Origin of the sequence: Croceicoccus sp. BE223, assembly GCF_031457155.1 — a bacterium.
GTDB lineage: Bacteria > Pseudomonadota > Alphaproteobacteria > Sphingomonadales > Sphingomonadaceae > Croceicoccus.
This window is the reverse complement of sequence record NZ_JAVDWB010000002.1, coordinates 230925-253866: the sequence shown is the minus strand read 5'-3', so window position 1 is coordinate 253866 and position 22942 is coordinate 230925. Positions and strand designations below refer to the sequence as shown.

At 65.8% G+C, this 22942-nt stretch carries 22 protein-coding genes; 14 read left to right on the top strand and 8 right to left on the bottom strand.

Annotated features, from left to right (window positions below):
- Window positions 1–41 precede the first annotated feature (41 nt).
- From J2X37_RS05230 to J2X37_RS05215, 4 genes are read left to right on the top strand one after another with little or no spacing between them, the layout of a single operon-like run.
- Window positions 42–1376, top strand: coding sequence for an aromatic ring-hydroxylating dioxygenase subunit alpha (locus J2X37_RS05230; protein ID WP_310018575.1), 1335 nt, complete (start codon window positions 42–44; stop codon window positions 1374–1376).
- Between the two features lie 29 nt (window positions 1377–1405).
- Window positions 1406–1828: a nuclear transport factor 2 family protein gene (locus tag J2X37_RS05225; protein WP_310018573.1), complete on the top strand. Its 423-nt coding sequence runs from the start codon at window positions 1406–1408 to the stop codon at window positions 1826–1828.
- Between the two features lie 31 nt (window positions 1829–1859).
- Window positions 1860–2306, top strand: a complete 447-nt coding sequence (locus J2X37_RS05220) for a nuclear transport factor 2 family protein (RefSeq protein ID WP_310018570.1) — start codon at window positions 1860–1862, stop codon at window positions 2304–2306.
- 28 nt (window positions 2307–2334) lie between these two features.
- On the top strand, window positions 2335–3678 hold the full coding sequence (locus tag J2X37_RS05215; protein WP_310018567.1) for an aromatic ring-hydroxylating dioxygenase subunit alpha: 1344 nt from the start codon (window positions 2335–2337) through the stop codon (window positions 3676–3678).
- 66 nt (window positions 3679–3744) lie between these two features.
- On the opposite strand, the gene J2X37_RS05210 is transcribed toward J2X37_RS05215, so the two are convergent.
- Genes J2X37_RS05210 through J2X37_RS05200 form a run of 3 tightly spaced genes read right to left on the bottom strand, consistent with a single transcriptional unit; the run spans window position 3745 to window position 6146 of the window.
- Window positions 3745–4524 carry an SDR family oxidoreductase gene (locus tag J2X37_RS05210; protein WP_310018565.1) on the bottom strand — a complete coding sequence of 260 codons (780 nt, stop codon included), beginning with the start codon at window positions 4522–4524 and terminating at the stop codon, window positions 3745–3747.
- Window positions 4525–4540: 16 nt separating this feature from the next.
- Window positions 4541–5344 (bottom strand): SDR family NAD(P)-dependent oxidoreductase, encoded by an 804-nt coding sequence (locus J2X37_RS05205; protein WP_310018563.1) that lies wholly within the window; start codon window positions 5342–5344, stop codon window positions 4541–4543.
- Between the two features lie 19 nt (window positions 5345–5363).
- On the bottom strand, window positions 5364–6146 hold the full coding sequence (locus J2X37_RS05200) for an SDR family oxidoreductase (RefSeq protein ID WP_310018561.1): 783 nt from the start codon (window positions 6144–6146) through the stop codon (window positions 5364–5366).
- Between the two features lie 179 nt (window positions 6147–6325).
- Between J2X37_RS05200 and J2X37_RS05195 the strand changes: the two genes are divergently transcribed.
- From J2X37_RS05195 to J2X37_RS05180, 4 genes are all read left to right on the top strand, one after another.
- Entirely contained in the window at window positions 6326–7744 is a 1419-nt protein-coding gene (locus J2X37_RS05195; protein ID WP_310018558.1) for an aromatic ring-hydroxylating dioxygenase subunit alpha, read from the top strand.
- Window positions 7741–8535: a ThuA domain-containing protein gene (locus J2X37_RS05190; protein WP_310018556.1), complete on the top strand. Its 795-nt coding sequence runs from the start codon at window positions 7741–7743 to the stop codon at window positions 8533–8535. Before J2X37_RS05195 ends, J2X37_RS05190 begins: the two co-directional genes overlap by 4 nt.
- A gap of 122 nt (window positions 8536–8657) precedes the next feature.
- The gene (locus J2X37_RS05185; RefSeq protein ID WP_310018554.1) at window positions 8658–9941 is read left to right on the top strand and encodes a DUF3422 domain-containing protein; all 1284 of its coding nucleotides are present in this window, start codon (window positions 8658–8660) and stop codon (window positions 9939–9941) included.
- Between the two features lie 78 nt (window positions 9942–10019).
- On the top strand, window positions 10020–10982 hold the full coding sequence (locus J2X37_RS05180; protein ID WP_310018552.1) for a zinc-binding alcohol dehydrogenase family protein: 963 nt from the start codon (window positions 10020–10022) through the stop codon (window positions 10980–10982).
- Between the two features lie 4 nt (window positions 10983–10986).
- Here the strand turns inward: J2X37_RS05180 and panC are convergent, their stop codons facing one another.
- A complete protein-coding gene (gene panC, locus J2X37_RS05175; RefSeq protein WP_310018550.1) occupies window positions 10987–11847 on the bottom strand; it encodes a pantoate--beta-alanine ligase in 861 nt (286 codons plus the stop codon).
- 86 nt (window positions 11848–11933) lie between these two features.
- On the opposite strand from panC, the gene J2X37_RS05170 reads away from it, so the two are divergent.
- The 4 genes from J2X37_RS05170 to J2X37_RS05155 all read left to right on the top strand — a co-directional run bounded on the left by J2X37_RS05170 (window position 11934) and on the right by J2X37_RS05155 (window position 17396).
- Complete coding sequence (locus J2X37_RS05170; protein ID WP_310018547.1) at window positions 11934–12788, top strand: division plane positioning ATPase MipZ; 855 nt, start codon at window positions 11934–11936, stop codon at window positions 12786–12788.
- A complete protein-coding gene (locus J2X37_RS05165; RefSeq protein WP_310018545.1) occupies window positions 12785–13072 on the top strand; it encodes a J domain-containing protein in 288 nt (95 codons plus the stop codon). The genes J2X37_RS05170 and J2X37_RS05165 overlap by 4 nt, the downstream gene beginning before the upstream one ends.
- 83 nt (window positions 13073–13155) lie before the next feature.
- The gene (pgmG, locus tag J2X37_RS05160) at window positions 13156–14568 is read left to right on the top strand and encodes a phosphoglucomutase/phosphomannomutase PgmG (RefSeq protein WP_310018543.1); all 1413 of its coding nucleotides are present in this window, start codon (window positions 13156–13158) and stop codon (window positions 14566–14568) included.
- 377 nt (window positions 14569–14945) lie between these two features.
- Entirely contained in the window at window positions 14946–17396 is a 2451-nt protein-coding gene (locus tag J2X37_RS05155; protein WP_310018541.1) for a ligase-associated DNA damage response DEXH box helicase, read from the top strand.
- Window positions 17397–17495: 99 nt separating this feature from the next.
- On the opposite strand, the gene J2X37_RS05150 is transcribed toward J2X37_RS05155, so the two are convergent.
- The 4 genes from J2X37_RS05150 to J2X37_RS05135 all read right to left on the bottom strand — a co-directional run bounded on the left by J2X37_RS05150 (window position 17496) and on the right by J2X37_RS05135 (window position 20127).
- On the bottom strand, window positions 17496–17963 hold the full coding sequence (locus J2X37_RS05150) for a biopolymer transporter ExbD (RefSeq protein WP_310018538.1): 468 nt from the start codon (window positions 17961–17963) through the stop codon (window positions 17496–17498).
- Window positions 17964–17995: 32 nt separating this feature from the next.
- Window positions 17996–18526, bottom strand: coding sequence for a biopolymer transporter ExbD (locus tag J2X37_RS05145; protein ID WP_310018536.1), 531 nt, complete (start codon window positions 18524–18526; stop codon window positions 17996–17998).
- Between the two features lie 122 nt (window positions 18527–18648).
- Entirely contained in the window at window positions 18649–19410 is a 762-nt protein-coding gene (locus J2X37_RS05140; RefSeq protein ID WP_310018533.1) for a MotA/TolQ/ExbB proton channel family protein, read from the bottom strand.
- Window positions 19411–19485: 75 nt separating this feature from the next.
- A complete protein-coding gene (locus J2X37_RS05135; protein WP_310018531.1) occupies window positions 19486–20127 on the bottom strand; it encodes an energy transducer TonB in 642 nt (213 codons plus the stop codon).
- Between the two features lie 427 nt (window positions 20128–20554).
- Between J2X37_RS05135 and J2X37_RS05130 the strand changes: the two genes are divergently transcribed.
- Window positions 20555–21400 (top strand): hypothetical protein, encoded by an 846-nt coding sequence (locus J2X37_RS05130; protein ID WP_310018529.1) that lies wholly within the window; start codon window positions 20555–20557, stop codon window positions 21398–21400.
- A 115-nt stretch (window positions 21401–21515) separates the two neighbouring features.
- Window positions 21516–22862, top strand: coding sequence for a homoserine dehydrogenase (locus tag J2X37_RS05125; protein WP_310018527.1), 1347 nt, complete (start codon window positions 21516–21518; stop codon window positions 22860–22862).
- Window positions 22863–22942 lie beyond the last annotated feature (80 nt).

The following is a 22942-nucleotide window of genomic DNA, read 5'->3' as shown; positions in this document are numbered from 1 at the left end:
TTCTCCGGCCCGGCCGGAGCAGGATACGAGGACTTGGCATCATGAACGTTCAGACCGGCGCCGCCCGCTACTCTCCGGATTTCGACCAGCCGGTGCGCGGCGACACGATCACCGCCGACCGCTACACGTCGAAGGAATGGATGGAAGGCGAGTACGAGAAGCTCTGGCCGCACATCTGGCATCTGGGCGGCGTGACCGCAGAGCTGGAGGAGGAAGGCGACTTCATCCGCCACAACTTCGGCCGCGAATCGGTGATCATGGTGAAGCAGGCCGACGGCTCGATCCGCGCCTTCTACAACACCTGCCCCCACCGGGGTAACCGGCTGGTGCTGGGCGATGCCGGCTCCACCCCCCGCATCACCTGCGGCTACCACGGCTGGCAGTTCGATGCCGAGGGGACGCTGGTCCACGTCCAGGACCCAGACGATTTCGAAGGCGGCAATCCCTGCGGCAAGGTGAAGCTGTCCGAACTGCGCTGCGAGACGTGGGGGCCGTTCGTGTTCTGGAACATGGATCCCAACGCCGCGCCGCTGCTCGAATGGCTGAAGCCGTTTCCCGAGCGGCTGGCCAACTACGGGCTCGAGAACTGGATCCGCGTGATCAACGTGTCGGCGGACTGCGAGTTCAACTGGAAGATCATCCGTGACAATTTCAACGAGAGCTATCACCTGCCGACGATCCACCCCGAATTGTCGACCTTCATCAACGACGGCCTGCCGACCACGCTGTTCGAGATGTACGACAACGGCCACAACGCGATGTGGATGGTCGGCCACCAGGCAACGACGCGGCAGGACTTCCACAGCGGCGAGGTGCCCGCGATCCTTGACGACGTGGCCAAGGCGTGGGGGCTCGATCCCGCCGATTACAAGGGCCGCACCGGCGACCTGCGCGAAGCGATCATCAAGGCCAAGCGCGAGCTGGGGCCGGGGCGCGGCTACAAGAACTACGACGACATGACCGACCAGCAGCTCGTCGATTACTTCCACTGCACCCTGTTTCCAAACCTCACCATCACGATGAGCCCGGAGCAGTGCCAGATCCTGCGCACCGAACCGCACCCGACCGATCCGGCCAAGTGCGTGTTCCAGCACTGGTGCCTCTATCCGCCGGTCGAGGGGCAGGACGAGGTGAAGGGCACGCCGCTCGGTGACCTGCCGCTGCGCCACGATGCGCTTGCGCGTCATTCGGTCTACGGCGACGGCGTCTCGGTCGGCTACGTCGCGGACCAGGACCTGTCGATCGGCACAACGCAGCAGCAGGGCCTCAATTCGCGCGGCTTCACCGGCTGCATCCTGTCGCAGCAGGAAAAGCGCATCCAGCGCTTCCACGAACTGCTCAACGACGTCGTGCTCGGCCCCCCGCCGCACCGCTGAGCGGCATACCTGAGCGAAAGGACACGACAATGGCCCGATGCGACATGCCGCGCGAGGTGTTCGAGGCACTGAGCGACCTGATGACCGACTATACCTACGCCGTCGACAACCGGCGCAGCGGCGAGGACGTCGCAGTGCTGTTCACCGACGACGCGGTGATCGACTTTTCCGACGTCGCCTTTCCGACGATGCGGGGCAGGGACGAGATCCTCGCCTTCTACAACTCGCTGGTCGAGAACATGGCGTGGGAATTCCACATGCCCGCCAACCTGAGGCCCGACAGCTGGGACGGCGAGGTCGGCGCGATCACCGCCTATGTCATCGGCATGGGCCGACCGAAACAAGGCGACGCGGTCGAGGTGCAGGTCCGCTATCGCATGGAATGCGTGCGGCAGGACGATGCCTGGAAGTGCCGCCACTTCTCCCTGAAGGCCATGATGCCGGTCGGCTGATCCGCCGACGATCCACGAAAGAGCTTCCGATATGACCCAGATGCCCCGCCACGTCCGTGATGCCCTTCAGGATCTCATGGTCGAATACGCCTACGCGGTCGATGCGCTGAGCGACATCGACAACCTGCTCGACCTGTTCACCGACGACGCGCAAGTCGACATGACCGCGATCGGCCTGCCGATGATGTACGGGCGCGGCGACATCAAGGCGTTCTTCGACACCGTCTTCGAGACGATGAGCCACCATTTCCACTTCATGAGCAATTACCGTCCCGAAAGCTGGGACGGCACGGTCGGCGCGATGACCAGCTACGTCATCGGCATGGGCCGGGCCAAGGACGGCAACACCGTCACCGTGCAGGTCAAGTACCGCATGGAATGCATAGAACAGGACGGCACATGGAAGTGCCGCCATTACACGATCTCGCCGATGATGCCGCTGCCCGGCTCCCTGACCGAGATCCACGGAGAAGCGTGAGCAACACCTGACGACAGGAGATCCCGCCATGGCTACCGTTATGGATCGAACCGAACGCCCCGCTTACCCGGCGCACCCCGACGCCCAATACCCCGCCGCCCGCGGCGATGCGATCACCGGCGACCGCTACTGGTCGAAGGAGTTCGCGGAACGCGAGTGGCAGCACATGTGGAAGAAGATCTGGCACGTCGGCGGCCGGACTTCGCAGCTCGAGGAAGCGGGCGATTTCATCACCCACCAGTTCCGACATGAATCGGTGATCATGGTGAAGCAGCACGACGGATCGGTGAAGGCGTTCTTCAACGTCTGCCTGCACCGCGGCAACCAGCTGGTGGGCACCCGCGAAGGCGGCGTGACGAGCCACTTCACCTGCCCCTACCACAACTGGAAGTGGGCGCTGGACGGTGAGCTGGACGAGGTCCAGGACCCCGAGGATTTCGACGTCAATCCCTGCGGCAAGCTGAAGCTGAAGGAGCTGAAGTGCGATACCTGGGGCGGGTTCATCTGGTTCAGCTTCAACCCTGACGCGGTGCCGCTGGCCGAATACCTGCATCCGATCCCCGACCTGCTCGCCAATCGCGATCTCGACAACTGGGTCCGCGTGGTGAACCGCCGCCTGCGCGTGAACACCAACTGGAAGTTTGCCAGCGACAACTTCAACGAGAGCTACCACATCCCGGCGGTGCACCCGCAGTTCGAGCCGATGATCGACGATCACTACTCGACCACCGTGTTCGAGATGTACCCGACCGGCCACAACCGCATGATCGAGAAGCTGCAGCCCTCGTCCCGCTACGAAGATGCGCAGCAAGTGAAACCGCTCTGGGCCGAAGTGCTGAAGGAATGGGATATCGATCCCGAGCAATACCAGGGCCGCGCGCAGGAGGGGCGGCTTGCCCTGCAGGAAGCGCGGCGGCGGCTGGGGCCGGAGCGGGGCTACACCTATTTCGACAAGTTCACCGACTGGGAACTGACCGACCAGTTCCACCACACGCTGTTCCCGAACGTGACGATCACCGGGACGCCGGAGGGCCTGCACTTCTTCCGCACCGAACCCGATGTCGACGACCCGAACTGGTCGACCTTCGATTACTGGTACATGGTGCCGCGGGTCGAAGGCGCGACCGAGGTGGCGACGCTTTACGGTATGCGCCCCTATGCCGAAGCGCCCTACGAGGACGGTGACTATTCGGACTACGAGGCGGACATCCCCCAAGGCGATTTCCTGACGCAGGACCTGTCGATCGCCGTAAAGCAGCAGAACGGCCTGAAATCGGTGGCCTGGGAGGATGCGTGGCTGTCGCGCCAGGAAACGCGCGTGCGCCGTTTCCACGAGGTGATCAACGACTACCTCGAAGGTCGTGGCGGCTGATACCGCGCCTTTGGGCTGATCCTCGGTCCCCCGCCGGCTGATCGTCCATCGCCGGCAGGGGGACTGTCAGACGCGCGAAAAGCCGCCGTCCATGACCAGTTCGTCGCAGGTCATGAAGCTCGACGCTTCCGAGCACAGGAAGACCACGCCGCCGGCCATCTCCTCCGGCCGGCCGAGACGGCCGATCGGATGGCGGGCGTTGTTGGCCGCATTCGCCGCCTCGCGCGAAGGAGCCGCGCCCAGTTCGACGTAGCGGTCGAGGATGCCTTCCATCATCGGCGTCGCGATGCCGCCGGGATGCACCGAATTGACCCGGATGTTGTAGCCCAGCGCCGCGAATTCCGCGCCCATGCACACGCTCAGCATCTTCACCGCCGCCTTGCTGGTGCAATAGGCCGCGTTGAACGGTGCGCCGCGCAAGCCGCCGACGCTGGAGACATTGACCACCGAGGCCCCGCTCTTTCGCGTCTCGCCGCCGGCGCGCAGCAAGGTCAGCAGTGCCTGCGTGCCGATGACGATCGAATCGACGTTGACCGCGTTCACCCGGTGGAATTCGGAAAGCGGCGTATCCTCGAACCGCGAGACGACGGAGATCGCCGCGTTGTGCACCAGCGCGTCGAGCCGGCCATGATCTTCGGCGATGATCGCGCCGACATCGTGCCAGTCGTCCTCGCTGGTGACGTCGTGCCGCAGGTAGCGCGCCGCGCCCTCGACCTCCGCCTTTTCAGCAAGGTCGGTGGCGATCACGGTCGCGCCGGCGGTGTTCATGGCCTTCACCACTTCGCGCCCGATGCCGCCGGTGGCGCCGGTGACGAGGGCGATGCAGTCGGGAAGAGCGATCGTCACTTGGCAGGCCTTTCGGTCAACGCGCCAGGTAGCCGCCGTCGACGACGACTTCGCTGCCGGTCATGTAGCTGGCTTCGGTGCTGGCGAGGAAGGCGACGGCGTTGGCGATCTCCTCCACGTCGGCCAGCCGGTTGACGGGGGTGGAGCCGGCGACTTGCGCCTTCAGGTCCTCCGCCTTTTCGGCGACGCCGCGCTCGACCATCCGGTTGAACCCTTCGTCGAGCAGCGGGGTCTGGACGAAGCCGGGGTGAACCGAGTTCACCCGGATCGGCGCGCCGTAGGTCGCGAATTCCAGCGCGGCGGCCTTGGTGAACAGGCGGATCGCGCCCTTCGACGCGACGTAGGCGCTGCTTTCGGGAAAGGCGACGAAGCCCATGATCGAGCTGATGTTGACGATCGAGGAACCGCCCTTGCGGTCCTTGCCGCTCTTCTCCAGCAGCGCGTAGCAATGCTTGGTGGCGAGGAAGGCGCCGTCGCTGTTGACCGCCTGCACCTTGCGCCAGAGCGAAAAGTCCATGTCCTGGATGCGGCCGGTGCCGTCGATCCCGGCGTTGTTGACTAGGATATCGAGCCGGCCGTCGGCGTCGCTGATCCTCGCCACCGCGTCGATCCACGACTGTTCGTCGGCGACGTCGAGGCGAAGATAGGCCGCGCCGTTGCCGATGGCGGACAGCGCCTCGCCGACCTCGGCATCGCCTTCCGGCTTCAGGTCGGCGATCCACACTTTCGCGCCCCGGCTGGCCAGCCCTTCGGCGCAGGCAAGGCCGATCCCCCGCAGGCCCCCGGTGACGAGGGCGACGGTATTGGCAAGATTGGTCATGCGATGGTTCCCGATCCGATCAGACGCCGAGCGTCCCGGCGGTCGATGCGCCGTCGATGTGGTATTCGCCGCCAGAGATGAAGGCCGCCTCGTCCGAGGCGAGGAAGGCGACGAGGGCGGCGACCTCCTCTACCTTGGCCATGCGCTTCATCGGGCTCATCCCCTCGTACATCTGGCGAGCCAGCGCGGGATCGGGCTGCGAATTCATGATGTTGGTGATCATCTCGGTCTCGACCACGCCCGGCAGGATCGCGTTGACCCGGATCTGGTAACCGGCCTGCCCGCAATACATCGCCGCCGACTTGGCAATCGCGGTCACCGCCGTCTTCGTCACCGAATAGGCAAGGTAGTTGCCCATCGCCCGGTGCGCGTTCATCGACGAGTTGATGATCACCGAACCGGTCGGCCCGCCCGGATTGTCCTTCATCGTGCGGATCGCGTGCTGGCAGGTCAGCATCACGCCAGTCTGGTTCACCTCGACGATGCCGTTCCAGCCTTCAAGCGTGATGCTCTCGATGCTGCCGTCGCCCTTTTCGACCCCGGCATTGGCGAAGGCGATGTCGAGCCGTCCGAAATCCTTGCGGATCATCGCCGTCAGCTCTTCCCATGCGTCGTTGTCCTGCACCCGGTGCGACACGAAGGTGGCGCCGGTCTCGGCGCAGAGCGCTTGCGCCGCTTCGGCTCGCGAGCCGGTGAAGATGACCTTTGCGCCGTCGGCGCTGAGCCGGCGCACCGCACCCGCGCCGATGCCGGCGGTGCCGCCGGTGACGAGGGCGACCTTGCCCGCAAGCCTGTCAGACATATCCAGCTCCCTATTTGCCAGAGCGTTTCCCGTTCAGACGAGATTGCGCCGATGCCTCGCATAAACAACCTATGACTTGCGCAAGTTTACGCCGCACCGCGCCTTCGCCAAGGTGGCCGCAAGAATGGCGCGAAACGCGCCCGTAATCGTTTGATTTCAGTGCAGAGGATGTACGTGTCATGGCCGACATCGACCCCACCCCCAGTTTCGGCGAGGATCGCAGCGAGGGAATCAGCTGGAACGAGCTGATGAAGCTCGATTCCAAGCCCGTTCCCGATATCCTGACCGAGGAAAGCTACACCTTCCGCGGGTCTGACCCGATCCCGTCGGAACGCTATACCAGCCCCGAATTCGCGAAGCTGGAGCGCGAGCGGATGTGGCCCTACGTCTGGCAGTTCGCCGCGCGCGAGGAAGAGCTGAACGAGCCGGGCGACTATGTCGTCTACGAGAACGCGGGCCGTTCGTACCTGATCGTCCGGCAGGACGACGGCTCGGTCCGCGCCATGCACAACGTCTGCCTGCACCGCGGCCGCAAGCTGCGGACCGAGGACGGCAGCGCCGACAAGTTCACCTGCCCCTTCCACGCCTTCACCTGGAACAAGGACGGCAGCTTCGATCACGCGCCGTGCCAGTGGGACTTTCCGCACCTGGCCAAGAAGAACATGGACCTGCCCGATGCCGAAGTGGCGCGCTGGGCCGGGTACATCTTCATCCGCGAGGAGAAGGGCGGGCCGAGCCTGATCGAATACCTCGATCCGCTGCCCGAGCATTTCAAGCGCTGGCGGCACGAGGAGTGCGCGACCGTCCTCCACGTCGCCAAGGAAGTGCCGGCCAACTGGAAGGTGGTGATGGAGGCTTTCATGGAAGCCTGGCACACCATCGTCACCCACCCGCAGCTGCTGCCCTTCACCGGCGATTCCAACGCCGCCTATCGCACCTGGGGCGACAACATCAACGTCAACCTGACCCCGTTCGGCATCATGAGCCCGCACATCCAGGAAGGGCAGGGCGAGCAGTGGATCGTCGACGAGTTCATCAAGTACAACGGCCGCAGTTCGGACAACTACGACACCAGCAACCCGATGGCGGTCACCGTACCCGAAGGAAAGACCGCGCGCGAGGCGCTGGGCGACAAGATGCGCCAGGTCTACACCGAAACGACCGGCTACGACCACATGGAAGCAACCGACGCCGAAGTGCTCGACGCGCTGGTCTACAACGTCTTCCCCAACTTCGGTCCCTGGGGCGGGTTCATGCCGAACATCGTCTACAGCTGGTTCCCCGGCAAGACGCCCGATACCTGCGTGATGGACGTCCGCATTCTCGCCCGCGTCAAGAAGGGCGATCCCCGGCCCAACGCCGCGCCGCGCAAGTTCCTGACGCTCGACCAGAAGTGGACCGAGGCACCCGAGCTGGGTATCCTGGCCGACGTGTTCGAACAGGACATGGATAACCTGCCTTACGTGCAGGAGGGCCTCCAAGCCTCGAAGAACCGGGAAGTGCAGCTGGGCAATTACCAGGAGATTCGCATCCGCCAGTTCCAGGATACGCTGATGAAGTACATCAACGGCGAACTCGGGGGCTGGAAGGACAAATGAGCAAGGTCGATCACGGTCCCGATCCGCTGGCGGCTTCGACCGCGAAGGATCATCCCGCCCGCATCGATTGCGTGCTGATCGCCGGGGGCGAGTGGCATGACATCGATTTTGCCCGGCTCGAACTGCTCAAGCTCCTGGCCGAGGACCCGCGCGTGCGGACCCGGGTGTTCGAGGATTACGAAAACCTCGAGGCGATCAGGGGTGCCGACATCCTGATCAGCTACACTTGCAACGTCGTTCCGTCGCATTCCGCGCAGGAAACGCTGCGCGACTGGGTGGAGGCGGGCGGCCGCTGGTACGCGCTGCACGGCACCAACTCGATCCTGAAGCTGATGGACGACGGCCTGTTCCATGCGCTGCGCGATGCGCCGCTGTTCATGGACGTGCTGGGCAGCCAGTTCCTGACCCACCCGCCGATCGCGCCCTATACCGTGACGGTTGCCGACCCGGACCACGAACTGACCCGGGGCGTCGAGGCGTTCGAGACGACGGACGAACTCTACCATCTGGAAACGCACGGCGACCTGCACGTGCTGCTCGAAACCGAGTGCACCGAACCGGGAACCGGCTTTGCCGAAGCCGCCGACGCGCCGGGCATCCACCCGGTCATGTACATCAAGCGCCGGGGCGCGGGCGCGGTGCTCTACAACACCCTGGGGCATTGCCGCGGGCACTACGACCTGCAGCCGCTGGCCGACTGGTGGCCGACGGTCGACCGCTGCGCCTGGGAACTGCCGGTCTTCTACGACCTGCTGCGACGGGGCATCGGCTGGATCAAGACGAAAGACTGACCGGTTGGGCCGAGGGCAGGGCGCGCCCCGTTTGCGCCCGTCCGCGCCCCATCCGCACCTTGTTCGTTCGCACTATGGACTGAATCGACAGCAGGCGTATTCTCCCCGGCCAAGGGGGGGCCATGCGCAACGAACACGAACTGCGGCGGTCGGTCGTCAGCGAGATGCACTTGCGGCGCTGGCCGGCCCTGTCGCCGGACTGCACCGTCATCCAGTTCCTGCGCCAGGTCGCCGAGGACGAGCGCGAGGCCGAGATGGCCGCGCTCGCCCGCCTGCTATTGGGAGCCGAGGCGGAGCCTTCGCCCAATCCGCGCCACCTCCAGGCCGCATTTGCCCCCGGCATCGTCTTCAACTGGGAACGGCACAGCGAAGCGACGACCGCGACGCTTTTCGTTACCCGCGGGGCCGAGGCCGCGCTCGATCCCCATGCCGAGGCCGACGTGGCCCGCGCGCTCGACTGGATGCTCGACCTTCCCGGCAAGGTCGTGCGCGCGACCCGGATCGCCGTCGTCGCGGACGAGGATGCGGCGGCCGGAATGCTGCCGCGCTTCGGGTTCGAGCAGAACGATCTCGTCTCCTGTCATGTCGGAGCGAGGGACCATGGACCGGGCGCGCGGATCTGGTCCGACTTCCACTTGCGCGCGGATGGGTTCGGGGCGGTGCTGGTGGCGGCGAACGGCATGCCGCCGGGCGAGCTTTCGCGCACGCTGCAGCGGTTGCAGGAACTGGGCAACTACCGCAACCTCGCGCTGCTCGGCCTGCCGCTGGCGCAGCGCGGGTGGAAAGTGCTCGACGGGATCGAGCGGCAATTGGCGACGTTGGGAAAACGCGTCGGCAGCGCCGATGTGACCGACGATGCGCTGCTGCAGGAAGTGACCGGCCTGTCGATGGAGCTGATGACCGAGGCGGCGGCCAGCGATTTCCGGATGAGCGCCACGGCCGCCTATGGCCGCCTGGTCGAGGAGCGGCTGGCCGATCTTGCCATCCGCCCCTGCCACGGCTTCCTGTCGCTGGCCGATTTCACCCAGCGACGGTTCCTGCCCGCGATCCGCACCTGTGCCGCGCATCGCCGCCGCGAAGACCAGCTCGCGCAACGCACCGCCCAGTTCATCTCGTTGTTCCGCAGCCGGGTGGAAACCCGCATCGAGAATCAGAACGCCCGTCTGCTCCATTCGATGGAGCGGTCGATCAGCGCGCAGCTGCGCCTGCAGCAGCTGGTCGAGGGGCTGTCGGTGGTCGCGCTCAGCTACTACCTCGTCGGCCTGATCGGCTATGTGCTGAAGGGGGTCGAGAAGGAATGGCCCGCCATTCCCGCCACGCTCGCCACCGCCGCCGTCGTGCCCTTCGTGGTGCTGGCGACCTGGCTCGCGATTCGCAGGATCAAGAAGCGCATCCTTTCCGCCTGATCTCCTGCCATTGTGTCAGGTTGCCAAGCGCCGCGCCGGGCGGCACCCCGTGTCGCTGATCATGACAGGAGCGATGCGATGAAGGCAGCCTGGTATACCGAGAACGGCGGTCCGGAGGTGATGCAGTACGGCGACCTGCCCGATCCCGAGGTGCAGGCCGATACCGTGGTCATCGCGGTCGAATGGATCAGCATCGAAGGGGGCGACCTGCTTAACCGGCTGGTCAGCCCGCCGCGCGTCACGCCTTTCGTGCCGGGCTACCAGGCGGCGGGCCGCGTGGTCGAAGTCGGCAGCGGCGTCACGCGCTTTCGCGCCGGGGACCGGGTGATCGGCTTCAACTGGAACGGCAGCCACACCTCGCTTTTCGCGGTGCCGGAGAAATACTGCTACCCGGTACCCGACGACCTCGACCTCAAGGCCGCCTCGACCATCCCGGTCGCCTTCGGCACGGCCAGCGACGCGCTGTTCGAATTCGGGCGGCTGCAGCCGGGCGAAACGGTGCTGATCCAGGGCGCGGCGGGCGGGGTCGGGCTGGCCGCGGTGCAGCTTGCCGCGAAGGCGGGCGCGACCGTTATTGGCACGGCGTCGAGCGATGCGCGGCTCGACAGGCTCAGGGAGTGGGGCCTCGATCACGGCATCAACTACCGCGAACAGGACATCGCCAAGGTGTGCCGCGACCTGACCGCCGGCAAGGGCGTCGACATGGTGCTCGACATGGCAGGCGGCAAGGGCGTGTCGACCCTGTTGCAGGCCTTGCGCTATCGTGGCCGCTACGAAGTGATCGGCGCGGCGACCGGCGATACGCCGCGCTTCGAATTCTTCGAGCTAATCCGCCGTAGCGCGACGGTTCACGCGATCTCTTTCGGGGGCGAGATGCACACGCCGCGCGCCCATGCCCTCATCGCCAGCATCGCCCGCCGGATGGCACGCGGCGATCTGGTCATGCCGATCGAGCGGGTCTTCCCGCTGGCCGAGGTGGTCGAGGCGCACCGCTTCGTGGCCGAGGGACACCCGTTCGGCCGCGTCCTGATGCAGCCCTGACGCCCTACGCGACCGGCATGTTGTCGATGAGCCGCGTTCCGCCGATCCGTGCGGCGACAAAAAGCCGCGCCTGCCCGTTGGGTGCATCGAGCGGCGCGATTGACCCGGCATCGCGCAGCTCGGCGTAATCGACGCTGGCAAAGCCGCCGGACAGCAGCGCCTCCCTCAGTTCGGCAAGGGCGGCGGAGGTATTTGCGCCGCCGAGCATCGCCTCGATCGCGCGGCGCATCGCGGCCGGCAGCACGGCTGCGGCGGCGCGCTGCTCTGCCGACAGGTAGGCATTGCGCGAGGAACGGGCGAGCCCGTCCGCCTCGCGCACGGTCGGCACGCCGATGATGTCGTCGGCATGCGGGGCGGTCAGGTCGAGATCGCGCGCCATGCGGCGTATGACGGCCAGTTGCTGCCAGTCTTTTTCGCCGAACAGCGCGATATCGGGCGCGACCTGGTTGAACAACTTGCACACCACCGTCGCAACCCCGTCGAAATGACCTGGCCGCGCCGCGCCGCACAGGCCGTCGCTGACCCCCTCGACGCTGATGTTGGTGGCGAAACCGTCCGGGTACATCGCGGCGACATCGGGCGCCCACAGCAGGTCGACACCTTCGGCCACCAGCGCCGCGCTATCGCGTTCCATCTGGCGGGGATAGGCGTCGAGGTCCTCGTTCGGGCCGAACTGCTTCGGGTTCACGAAGATCGAGACGGCCACCACCTCGGCCAGTTCCCTGGCACGGCGCACCAGCGTCAGGTGCCCGTCGTGGAGCGCGCCCATCGTCGGCACGAGCGCCAGTTTCGCGCCCGGCCCGGCCCCGGCCCGGAAGTGGGCACACGCTTGCCGTAGTGGATTGAGCGCGCGGATTGTTTGCATGTCTCTCGACCCTTCCGGTAAACCAGCGCCGGAATGCATGAGCGCGCCCACCCCCGCAAGGGGGTCGGCTCCTGACAGGATCGACGATGAGCCAATCTTCCGGCCCCCACAAAATCGTGTTCGCCAACGAAAAGGGCGGCACCGGCAAGTCGACCACCGCGGTCCACGTCGCGGTCGCGCTGGCCTATCAGGGCGCGCGGGTCGGCGCGATCGACCTCGATCCGCGCCAGCGCACCTTCTACCGATATTTCGAGAACCGGCTGGAGACCGAGAAGCGTCGCGGCATCGAACTGCCCGGCGCCGCCGTCGGCGTCTTCGGCGGGCCGAGCGTGGAGGCGCTGGACGAGATGGTCGCCGAGATCAGCGACGGGCTCGATTTCCTCGTCTTCGACACGCCCGGCCGCGACGACAAGTATGCTCGCCACGTCGCGACGCAGGCCGACACGCTGGTCACCCCGCTCAACGACAGTTTCGTCGACTTCGACCTCATCGGCCAGGTCGATGCCGAGACGTTCAAGGTCAAGAAGCTCTCGTTCTATGCCGAACTGATCTGGGAGGCGCGCAAGAAGCGGGGCCTCGCCACGGTGAAGGAAGGCCGGCGCGAGATGGACTGGATCGTGCTGCGCAACCGCGTCCAGCATATCGAGGCGCGCAACATGCGTCGCATCGACGAGGCGCTGGCCGAACTGTCGCGGCGGGTCGGCTTTCGCAGCGCGGCGGGCCTGTCCGAACGCGTCATCTATCGCGAACTGTTCCCGTCGGGCCTGACCCTGCTCGACAAGGGGCACCTTGGCGATCTGGGCACCAGCCATCTGGTTGCGCGGCAGGAACTGCGCAACCTCGTCAAGGGGCTGAACCTGCCGCCGTTCGAGCCTCGGAAAAGCGCCGACGATCGCGAGGAGGCGGGAGAGGCCGGCGCCGGCAAGGCACAGGCCGCATGATCAAGCTCGTCATCCTCGCGGTTCTGCTGGGGATCGGCTTCCGCCTGCTGTTCGGTTCATGGCCCTGGCAGGCCTGGGCGAAGTCCGAGCGTGCCCAGAAAGAGGCGCAGGCGCGGGTCCTGCTCGGCGTGTCGCGCTTTGCGGACGAGGCGGAGATTAACGCCGCGCACCGCCGCGCCATGCTGGAGGCGCACCCCGACCGCGGCGGATCAGAACAGCGCGTCCACGAAATCGACGCGGCGCGCGACATTCTCTTGGAACAAACGCGCTCGAAAAACGCCTAAAGGAATGCAATCCTTTGGCCGCTCCGGCGATCGCGCCGGTGTGCCCGTCTTTCACAGCATGTCTTCCAAGCGAAAGGCCCTTCATGACGCACAGCTTCCATCCCACCATCCTTCGCGAATACGACATCCGCGGGATCATCGGCGAAACGCTGGGGCCGGACGATGCGCGCGCCATTGGCCGCGGCTTCGCGACGCTGCTGCGCCGCGCCGGCGGCAAGAAGGTGGCGATCGGCTACGATGGCCGCATCAGTTCGCCGATGCTCGAACATGCCCTGTGCGAAGGGCTGACCGCGAGCGGCTGCGACGTGGTGAAGGTTGGCCTTGGCCCCACGCCCATGCTCTATTATGCAGAAGCGTCAGCCGAAGATGTGCATGGCGGCGTTCAGATAACTGGCAGCCACAATCCCCCCAATTACAATGGCTTCAAGATGGTATTTCAGGGGCGACCGTTTTTTGGCGCCGACATCCTGAAGCTCGGCGAAATGGCGGACGCGGGTGACTGGCTCGACGGGTCGGGCACTGTCGAGCGCCGCGACATCTTGGACGAATACGTCAAGCGGCTGTTGCGTCCGATCGTCGATCTCGGGCCCGAAGGGCGTGATCGGCTGTCCGCTCTTCGGATCGGTTGGGACGCGGGGAACGGCGCGGCGGGGCCGGCCATCGAAGCGCTGGTCGCCCAGCTGCCAGGGGAGCATTTCACCCTCTTCACCGAGGTCGACGGGAATTTTCCTAATCATCATCCAGATCCTACCGAGGAGAAGAACCTCGCCGACTTGCGTGCCCTTGTCGCGGAGAAGAACCTCGACTTCGGACTGGCTTTCGACGGGGACGGCGACAGGATCGGCGCGATCGACGGCGAAGGACGGGTCATCTGGGGCGACCAGCTGCTGATGATCTACGCCGAGGACCTGCTGAAGATCGTCCCCGGTGCCACCATCATAGCGGACGTGAAGGCCAGCCGGGCGCTGTTCGACAGCGTTGCGGCCAATGGCGGCCAGCCGATGATGTGGAAGACCGGCCACTCGCTGATTAAGTCCAAGATGAAGGAAACGGGTGCGCCGCTGGCCGGCGAGATGAGCGGCCACGTCTTTTTCGCGCACGAGTACTATGGCTACGACGACGCGCTCTATGCCGGGGTCCGGCTCCTGGTGGCGAGCGCGCGGCTGGGCCGGTCGGTGACCGAACTGCGCGGCGCGATGCCGGCGATGATCAACACGCCCGAATTGCGGTTCCAGGTCGACGAGAGCCGCAAGTTCGCGGTGATCGACGAAGTGAAGGCGCGGCTCGAAGGCAGCGAGGACCGGGTCGACGCCACCGATGGCGTGCGCGTCACGGGCGAGGACGGCTGGTGGCTGTTGCGCGCCTCCAACACCCAGGACGTGCTTGTCGCCCGCGCCGAGAGCGATTCGCAGGCGGGGCTGGATCGGCTGATGGAGCAGATCGATTCGCAGTTGGCGCAATCCGGCCTGGAACGCGGACCGCAGGCAGGGCACTGATTCTTGCAGACGTTTGCATCGCAAATGCAAAAATCGGTGTGCGTGGTGGTTTGGTCTACTTCTGCGCCCGGTGTCATCTCGGGGCGCGAGGCGGCATTTTTCCTCCTCTAAACGACTGATCAATTTGGATTTAATCTTGTATTGGACGCCTTTCGACCAAGGCCGTGAACTGACCTACTGACACTCTTGCAAAAAACGCATGCTCACTTGCGCCTTTCGCAGTTGCAACGAATCGTGCTGCGGTGCACAAAGATCAGGCCTTTCAGGCATCCTCTCCCAAACTAATACGACCCGGCCGGTCTTTCCTGCCGGGTCTTTTTTTGCCCATCGCTCGCACCCCGTATCCATCGTCGTGTTTCGTTCGTTACAAGCGAACCATGGCGATCCCCGGCACACTTCAGCACTGGTTCGACGCGCGGGGCTGGAGTGTCCGCCGTCATCAGGCGGAGATGCTGGCAGCCGATGACGCCGGGCAGAGCGCGCTGCTGACGGCCGATACCGGTGCGGGAAAAACGCTGGCCGGGTTCCTGCCGACGCTCGCGGCGTTCACGCCCGAACGCCTTGCCGGAGCGCCGCCGCCCGAAGGTCTTCATACGCTTTACGTTTCGCCGCTGAAGGCGCTGGCGACCGACGTTCAGCGCAACCTCACCACGCCGATCGACGAGATGGGCCTGCCGATCCGCGTCGAGAGCCGCACCGGCGACACCCCTTCGCAGAAAAAGGCACGGCAACGCGCCAGGCCGCCGCACGTGCTCCTGACGACGCCGGAATCGCTCTCGCTGCTGCTGTCCTACCCCGAGAGCTTCGCCATGTTCGCCGGGTTGCAGCGCGTCGTCATCGACGAGGTCCACGCCTTTGCCACCGGCAAGCGCGGCGATCTTCTTACCCTTTCGCTCGCCCGTCTGACGGCCATTGCGCCGGACATGCGCCGCATCGGGCTTTCGGCCACTGTCGCCGATCCGGAGCTCTATCGCGAATGGCTGGCCCCGTGGGGGGATATCGACACCGTCGCGCACGTCATCGGCGAGCCGGGCGCGCCGCCCGAAATCGAGATCCTCCTCCCCATCGAGGAACGGGTGCCGTGGGGCGGCCATGCCGCTGCCTGGGCCGTGCCGCAGCTCTACGAGGAGATACGCCGCAATCGCACGACGCTTATCTTCACCAACACGCGGTTCCTGGCCGAATATATCTTCCAGCTGCTGTGGGACGTGAACGACGACACGCTCCCCATCGGCATCCATCACGGATCGCTGTCGGTAGAGGCCCGAAGAAAAGTCGAAGGAGCGATGGCTCGCGGCGAATTGCGCGCGCTTGTCGCGACCGCGAGCCTCGACCTGGGAGTCGACTGGGGGGACATCGATTGCGTCGTCCAGATGGGTGCGCCCAAGGGTTCGTCGCGGCTGCTTCAGCGCATCGGCCGCGCCAACCACAGGCTCGACCAGTCGAGCCGCGCGATCCTCGTCCCCGGCAACCGTTTCGAGTTCCTGGAGGCGCAGGCCGCCAAGGATGCGGTAGAGGAGGGCGTGCGCGACGGCGAGGATTTCCGCCCCGGCAGCCTCGACGTTCTGGCCCAGCACGTGATGGGCTGCGCTTGCGCCGCGCCCTTCCGGGAAGACGATCTCCTGCGCGAAATCCGGTCGTCCTGGGCCTATGCCTGGGTCGATGAAGCGGCGTTCGAGCGTGTCGTCAACTTCGTCGCCGACGGCGGATATGCCTTGCGCGCCTATGACCGGTTCAAGCGCATCACGCGCGAGGCCGATGGCACCGGCGGCTTCGTCTGGCGATTGACGCATCCGGAACAGGCGGCCCGGCACAGGCTCAATGCGGGCATCATCATCGACGGAGAGATGCTGACCGTGCGGTTCCGCAACGGTCGCTCGCTGGGCAAGGTGGAGGAGCGATTCGCGGCCGCTCTAAGGCCCGGTGACACGTTCCAGTTCGCCGGGATCAGCCTCGAGGTGGAGAGCCTCAAGGAAAGCGAAGTCATCGTCCGCGGCAGCAAGAAGTCGGCGATGATCCCGAGCTATGGGGGCGCGCGCATGCCGCTGACCACCCATCTGGCGGACAGGGTACGCGCGATGCTGGTCGATCGGCCCGGCTGGGCGCGATTCCCCGACGATGTGCGCGAATGGCTGGAGGTGCAGGACTGGCGAAGCCGGCTGCCCGGCCCGAACCAGCTCCTTGTCGAAAGCTTTCCCCACGCCAAGCGCGAGTACAGCGTGTTCTACACTTTCGAGGGGTGGAACGCGAACCAGTCGCTGGGAATGCTGGTCACCCGGCGGATGGAGGAGCGCGGGCTCTCTCCGCTCGGCTTCGTCGCCAACGACTACTCGCTCGCGGTGTGGGGCCTCAAGCCGATCGAGGACCCGGTCTCGATCCTGTCACCCGACATCCTCGCGCACGAATTTGTCGAGTGGGTGCAAGAATCGCATCTCCTGCGCCGCGCCTTTCGCGAGGCCGCGGTGATCGGCGGTTTGGTCGAGCGGCAGCAGCCGGGGAAGCGGAAGACCGGCAAGCAGGTGACCTTCTCCACCGACCTCATTTATGACGTGCTCAAGAAATACGAACCCGACCATGTCCTGATCGAGGCGGCTTGGGCCGAGGCCCAGACGCGCATGACGGACATCGGGAGGCTCGCCGGCGTGCTCGATCGTGCGGCGGCCGAAATGGTCCATGTGCGGCTCGAGCGGGTCAGCCCGCTTGCCGTGCCGGTCATGGTCGTGATCGGCAGGGAAACGATGCCGGCGGGAAGGGCGGATGACGAACTGCTTCTGGAAGCCGAGACATTGGGAGGGTTTGCGATGCGCCCCGACGATAGCGCGGTCTGATCGTCGACGGGCAGGTCGCTGAAAATTTTGTCCGCGCTGACCCAAACGAAAAGGGGCGAGCCTTTCGGCCCGCCCCATCCGTTGCACTTTCGCGAACGCTTACGGAACCGTCGTGGTCGCGTTGACGTCCTTGGGAGCCGCGGCGAAGTCGCGGTACTGTTCGTTCCCGACGAAGCCGAACTTGGTAGCGCCCGAACCCTTGATGATCTTCAGCACATTGGCCGAAGTCTCGTAGCTCGCGAACTCTTCCGGCTGGAACTGCAGTTCCGGTTCCGGCTGCATCGCCACCGCCTGCTGCAGCGTCGCGACGAACTGGTTCTGGTTCACCGGCGTGCCATTCCACAGGATGACGTCGCTCTGGGTGATCACGACCTTGTTCTTAATCGGATTGAGAACGACGTTCTGCGGCACCGAGCTGGGAGCCGGCAGGTCGATGTTGACCGCGTGGGTCGCCACCGGGATCGAGAGAATGAAGATGATGAGCATACAGAGCATGACGTCGATGAGCGGCGTCGTGTTCATTTCCATCATCGGCGAGCCGTCGTCTGAACCGCCTGACATTGCCATGGAATGTCTCCTTTAACTAGTCGTTGCGGCCGTCAGCCGTTGGGGTCGACGGGGTTCGAAATGAAGCCCACGGTCGGGAAGCCGGCGGTCTGGACCTGGTAGATCGTGCCAGCAACGCACTTCCACGGGGCGTTGACGTCGCCGCGGATGTGGACCTGCGGGATCTTGTCCGGATCATCGGCCAACGCTTCGATGCCGCCCTCGCGCTTGATGATCTGGTCCAGGCGGTCGAACGCCTTCTTGTTCAGCTCGGCCGAATCGACCGGGGTCGCATTGATGTAGACCCGGCATTCGCCGTTCCGCGCCGCACCTTGGTAACCGGGCTGGCCGGGGCTGACCCCGTTGGCGTCGGTCGCCGTGACGGAGATCGACAGGTTCTCGACCTTGTCCTTCGATTCCTCGGACACGAGGATCGGCACCTTGAGCTGTTCGATCGACTGGATCGCGACGGGAACCGCGATCAGGAAGATGATCAGCAGCACCAGCATCACGTCGACGAGCGGCGTGGTGTTGATGTCGGACATCGGCGTCTCAGCGCCACCGGGTCCCGCAGATATCGCCATTATCTCATCCTATCTCGTACTCGGTCCGTCGGCCGGACCACCGTAGCCTGGAAGGCTCCCTGCCGCCTTGGCGGAAGAGAGGGGCGCGATGCCGTTCGGCATCGCGCCCCAATCGCGTACGCTTACTTCTTGACCGGAGCGGCGGTGGTCGCCGGAGCGGTCTTGGCCGGAGCCGCAACCACGACGGGCTTCACCGCGCCGCCCGAGTTGATGTTGGCCAGAACGTCCGTCGAGAAGCCGACCAGCTGCTCGGCAATGCGCTTGTTGCGCGCCTGCAGGTAGTTGTAGGCAAGCACGGCCGGAACGGCGACGAGCAGGCCGAGCGCGGTCATGATCAGCGCTTCACCGACCGGGCCGGCGACCTTGTCGATCGAGGCCGAACCGGCGATGCCGATGGCGATCAGCGCGCGGTAGATGCCGACGACGGTACCGAACAGGCCGATGAACGGCGCGGTCGCGCCGACGGTGGCGAGGAAGGGCAGGCCGCCGGCGAGGCGGGCGTTGATCGAGGCTTCCGAACGGGCCAGCGAGCCGTGCAGCCAGTCGTGGGCCTCGAGGCTGTCGGTCATCTTGGCGTGCTGCTCTTCGGCGGCGATGCCGTCATCGACGATCTGGCGATAGGCCGAGTTCTTCTCGAGCTTAGTGGCGCCTTCGCGCAGCGAGTTGGCGCGCCAGAAGGTGGTGCGGACCTCGCGGCCCTGACGAAGGATCTTGTTCTGTTCGAACCACTTGGTGAAGAGGATGTAGAACGAACCGAACGACATGACGCCGAGGATGATGACGGTCGCGTAGGCGATGAAGCCGCCCTGTTCGAGAGCTTCCTTGAAGCCGAACTTGTTCTGCGGAGCCGCTTCGGCGGCCGCGGCCATGATTTCGATGAGCATTACGGGATATCCTTCAGTCAAACAGGTTTGTTGGTTTCAAGAGGGAACCGGCCGGGCGCGGGGCCCGGCCTGAAATCAGCTCAGCTTGTAGACGATGGTTGTGCTCCAGCTCGCCGAGGTCGGGTTGCCGTCGTCGTCGAGCGCGGGCTTGAACTTGGCGTAGCGGCGCATACCGTCGCAGGCACCTTCGTCGAGCGAGGACGAGCCGCTCGAGCTGGTCACCGAACAGGCGCTAACCTTGCCGTCGGGGCCGATGGTGACGCGAACGCCGACGCGGCCCTCTTCCTCGTTGCGCAGCGCGCGGCTCGGGTAGTTTTCCTGGATGCGGGCGGCCCAGCGGCTCTGGCCGTCAGGCGCGACACCGCGGGCGCGGGACACCTTGGGCGGGGCCGGCGGCGGGGCAACGGCCGGGGGCGGCACCTGCAGCACGATCGGTGCCGGCGGAGGCGCGACGCGAACCGTCTCGATCTGCGGAGCGGGCCGTTCGATCGAAATCGCCGGCGGCGGCGCCACGGGCGGCGGCGGCAGGTCCGGCATGTCCTCGGGCGGCGGCGGCGGCGGCGGCGGCGGTGGCGGCGGTTCCTCGATGTTTACCGCGGTCACGGTCTCCTTCACCTTCTGGATCGCCTCGTAGGCAAGCCCGGTGACGAGAGCGTAGCCGACCACGATATGGATCAGCGCAACGATGATAATAGCGGTGAGCTTGCTCCCGCTCATCTGTTGGTCAGCATAGGCCATTCAGACGGATCACTCCAAAAAACTTACAAGGGATTGCCATGCGCGCACCCGACTAACGCACAACCCGACGGTCACCCGCCCGGTCGAACGCCCCATTTTTTCCACCCTGCCGGAAGTTTCCGGGGTGCATGCTGCCGGTCCCGCCTGTCGATTGGATCGACCTTGTCCGAAACCGTTGAACACGCACTCGAGATCGGCCAGGTCTTGCCCAGCCCCTTTTTTCGGGATTGTTAGCGAGGATGGCAGCGCCGTGCAATTCCTTTATGATTAAGCGCGGATTCACGCGATCTTGCGCTATCATGGCCATGCCGAAACAGGCGGCCGGTGCGCGCTTTGCCCCCTTGGCCAAGGGGGCAGGCCGGCCTTCCCGCCATCACACGACCAGTCGAACGGAATCCGACATATCATGATCAAGACCACGCTCGCCCCCGTTCTCGCCACCCTGATCTTTTCGACAGTGCTGACCCCCGCAGCGGCGCAGGCGCAGGTGCCCGTTGTCGAATCGAGTAGCTTGATGCCGTTTGCCGACCTGGCCGACCTGGCGACCGCCGCGCCGATGGTCGTCGTGGTCACGGTTGCCAAGGCGTCGAAGGTCGACCCGGCCCGCACGGGTCCGGTGCGCGACGGCTATGCGCGCGCCTATGTCGAGGCGGATACGAAGACGCTGCTGTCGGGCCCGACGATCGGCGCCAAGGTCCGATACCTCGCCGACGTCAAGCTGGTCGATGGCAAGCTGCCCCGGCTGAAGAAGCAGACGATGGTGCTGTTCGCGCAGCCGGTCGCGGGTCGTCCGGGCGAGCTTCAGCTGGTCGCGCCCGACGCGCAGGTTCCGCTCGAGCAGGCGGGCGAGGCCCGGTTGCGGTCCCTCCTCCGGGAAATCGTGGCGGCCAATTCGGCACCGGTCGTGACCGGCGTGCGCGATATCCACCACACCCCCGGAACCCTCGCCGGTGAGGGCGAGACGCAGATCTTCCTGAAGACCGCAAGCGGCGATCCGGCGACGATCGCGGTGCTGCGATCGCCCAATGCGCCGGTGCAGTGGGGCCTGTCGTTCGGCGAACTGGTCGACGCCGGCGCGGGTGCGCCGCAACCCGGCACGCTGGCCTGGTATCGCCTGGCCTGCACGCTTCCGGCAAGGCTGCCCGCATCCGCGCAGACGGCAAGCGATCCCGGCCTGCGGCAGGCGGCGGCGCGCGACTATGCGCTGGTGATGCAGCAGCTCGGTCCCTGCGGACGGCAGCGCGTGTTCTGACGAACTGCCGTTACGGCATGCTGACATCGACGTCGCCTGTGCCGGGTCATAGCCTCTGGCCTTTCGCGCGCGTGTCGCCTAACGGCGGCGCGACGCAGCAAAGAGGCCTTACCACGTGAGCGACGCGAACGCACATCCGCCCAAGCAACCCTTGCGACTGGCGCTGGCCGGTCTCGGCACGGTCGGTGCGGGCGTCATTCGCCTCATCGAGACCAACGCCGCGCTGATCGAACGCCGCTGCGGGCGGCCCTTGCGAATCGTCGCCGTCAGCGCTCGCGAGCGGAACAAGGATCGCGGTGTCGATCTTTCCCCTTATGCCTGGGAAGACGACATGACCGCGCTGCCCGCCCGCGACGACGTAGACGTGGTGGTGGAACTGGTCGGCGGGTCGGACGGCCCGGCGCTGACGCTCGCGCGCAAGGCGATCGCGGGGAGCAAGGCGTTCGTCACCGCGAACAAGGCGATGATCGCGCACCACGGCCTTGGTCTGGCTCGCAGTGCCGAGGCGGCGGGCGTGCCGGTGCGGTTCGAGGCGGCGGTCGCGGGGGGCATCCCGGTCATCAAGGGGCTGCGCGAAGGCGCCGCCGCGAACGAGATCGAGCGGGTCTACGGCATCCTGAACGGCACCTGCAACTACATCCTCTCGACCATGGAAGACACCGGCCGCGACTTCGCCGACGTTCTGGCAGAGGCGCAGGCCAAGGGCTACGCCGAGGCGGACCCGACTTTCGACATCGACGGCATCGATGCCGCGCACAAGCTGTCGATCCTCGCCTCCATCGCCTTCGGCACGCAGCTCGACTTTTCCGCCGTGAGCGCCACCGGCATCCGTCGCGTGCTCGCCGCCGACATCGCGCAGGCCGATTCGCTGGGTTACGTCATCCGGCTGATCGGCATGGCGCGGACCGAGGGCACCGAAGACGGTGCCAAGCGTCTGTTCCAGCGGGTCCACCCCTATCTCGTGCCCCGCGATCACCCGCTGGCCCATGTTGACGGCGCAACAAATGCCGTCGTTGCCGAGGGCAATTTTTCCGGCCGCCTGCTGTTCCAGGGGGCTGGCGCGGGCGACGGGCCGACCGCCAGCGCGGTGGTCGCCGACATCATCGACATCGCCCGCCTGTGGGAGAGCGAGAACGAGATCGACCCGCCGTTCTCGATCCCCGTGGCCGAGCTCGACGCCACCGTCCCCGCCGCACCCGGCGACAGGGTGGGCAAGGCCTACCTGCGCTTCATGGTCGCCGACCGTCCGGGCGTCCTGGCCGAGCTTACCGCCGCGATGCGCGACGGCGGCGTCTCGATCGAGAGCCTGATCCAGAAGGGCGGCGATGCCGGCGGGCCGGTCATGGTCGCCATGGTCACGCACGAGGGCGAGGAGGGCTGCGTCGACAGGGCGCTCGACCTGCTCGCCGGGTCCGACAGCCTGACCGAGCCGCCGCTGGTCATGCACATCCTGAAACAATGATCGCCTAGCGACCGTCACCACTTCACGCCCGTTCGCATCGTCACGAGCGACGGAGCCATTTTCATCCCGAGGGGGAGATT

What these genes read in the sequence shown, in the direction of transcription:
- J2X37_RS05230 (WP_310018575.1), top strand. Translation starts at nt 42, where the DNA reads ATGAACGTTCAGACCGGCGCCGCCCGCTACTCTCCGGATTTCGACCAG.
- J2X37_RS05225 (WP_310018573.1), top strand. Translation starts at nt 1,406, where the DNA reads ATGGCCCGATGCGACATGCCGCGCGAGGTGTTCGAGGCACTGAGCGAC.
- J2X37_RS05220 (WP_310018570.1), top strand. Translation starts at nt 1,860, where the DNA reads ATGACCCAGATGCCCCGCCACGTCCGTGATGCCCTTCAGGATCTCATG.
- J2X37_RS05215 (WP_310018567.1), top strand. Translation starts at nt 2,335, where the DNA reads ATGGCTACCGTTATGGATCGAACCGAACGCCCCGCTTACCCGGCGCAC.
- J2X37_RS05205 (WP_310018563.1), bottom strand. Translation starts at nt 5,344, where the DNA reads ATGACCAATCTTGCCAATACCGTCGCCCTCGTCACCGGGGGCCTGCGG.
- J2X37_RS05200 (WP_310018561.1), bottom strand. Translation starts at nt 6,146, where the DNA reads ATGTCTGACAGGCTTGCGGGCAAGGTCGCCCTCGTCACCGGCGGCACC.
- J2X37_RS05195 (WP_310018558.1), top strand. Translation starts at nt 6,326, where the DNA reads ATGGCCGACATCGACCCCACCCCCAGTTTCGGCGAGGATCGCAGCGAG.
- J2X37_RS05190 (WP_310018556.1), top strand. Translation starts at nt 7,741, where the DNA reads ATGAGCAAGGTCGATCACGGTCCCGATCCGCTGGCGGCTTCGACCGCG.
- J2X37_RS05185 (WP_310018554.1), top strand. Translation starts at nt 8,658, where the DNA reads ATGCGCAACGAACACGAACTGCGGCGGTCGGTCGTCAGCGAGATGCAC.
- J2X37_RS05180 (WP_310018552.1), top strand. Translation starts at nt 10,020, where the DNA reads ATGAAGGCAGCCTGGTATACCGAGAACGGCGGTCCGGAGGTGATGCAG.
- panC (WP_310018550.1), bottom strand. Translation starts at nt 11,847, where the DNA reads ATGCAAACAATCCGCGCGCTCAATCCACTACGGCAAGCGTGTGCCCAC.
- J2X37_RS05170 (WP_310018547.1), top strand. Translation starts at nt 11,934, where the DNA reads ATGAGCCAATCTTCCGGCCCCCACAAAATCGTGTTCGCCAACGAAAAG.
- J2X37_RS05165 (WP_310018545.1), top strand. Translation starts at nt 12,785, where the DNA reads ATGATCAAGCTCGTCATCCTCGCGGTTCTGCTGGGGATCGGCTTCCGC.
- pgmG (WP_310018543.1), top strand. Translation starts at nt 13,156, where the DNA reads ATGACGCACAGCTTCCATCCCACCATCCTTCGCGAATACGACATCCGC.
- J2X37_RS05155 (WP_310018541.1), top strand. Translation starts at nt 14,946, where the DNA reads ATGGCGATCCCCGGCACACTTCAGCACTGGTTCGACGCGCGGGGCTGG.
- J2X37_RS05150 (WP_310018538.1), bottom strand. Translation starts at nt 17,963, where the DNA reads ATGGCAATGTCAGGCGGTTCAGACGACGGCTCGCCGATGATGGAAATG.
- J2X37_RS05145 (WP_310018536.1), bottom strand. Translation starts at nt 18,526, where the DNA reads ATGGCGATATCTGCGGGACCCGGTGGCGCTGAGACGCCGATGTCCGAC.
- J2X37_RS05140 (WP_310018533.1), bottom strand. Translation starts at nt 19,410, where the DNA reads ATGCTCATCGAAATCATGGCCGCGGCCGCCGAAGCGGCTCCGCAGAAC.
- J2X37_RS05135 (WP_310018531.1), bottom strand. Translation starts at nt 20,127, where the DNA reads ATGAGCGGGAGCAAGCTCACCGCTATTATCATCGTTGCGCTGATCCAT.
- J2X37_RS05130 (WP_310018529.1), top strand. Translation starts at nt 20,555, where the DNA reads ATGATCAAGACCACGCTCGCCCCCGTTCTCGCCACCCTGATCTTTTCG.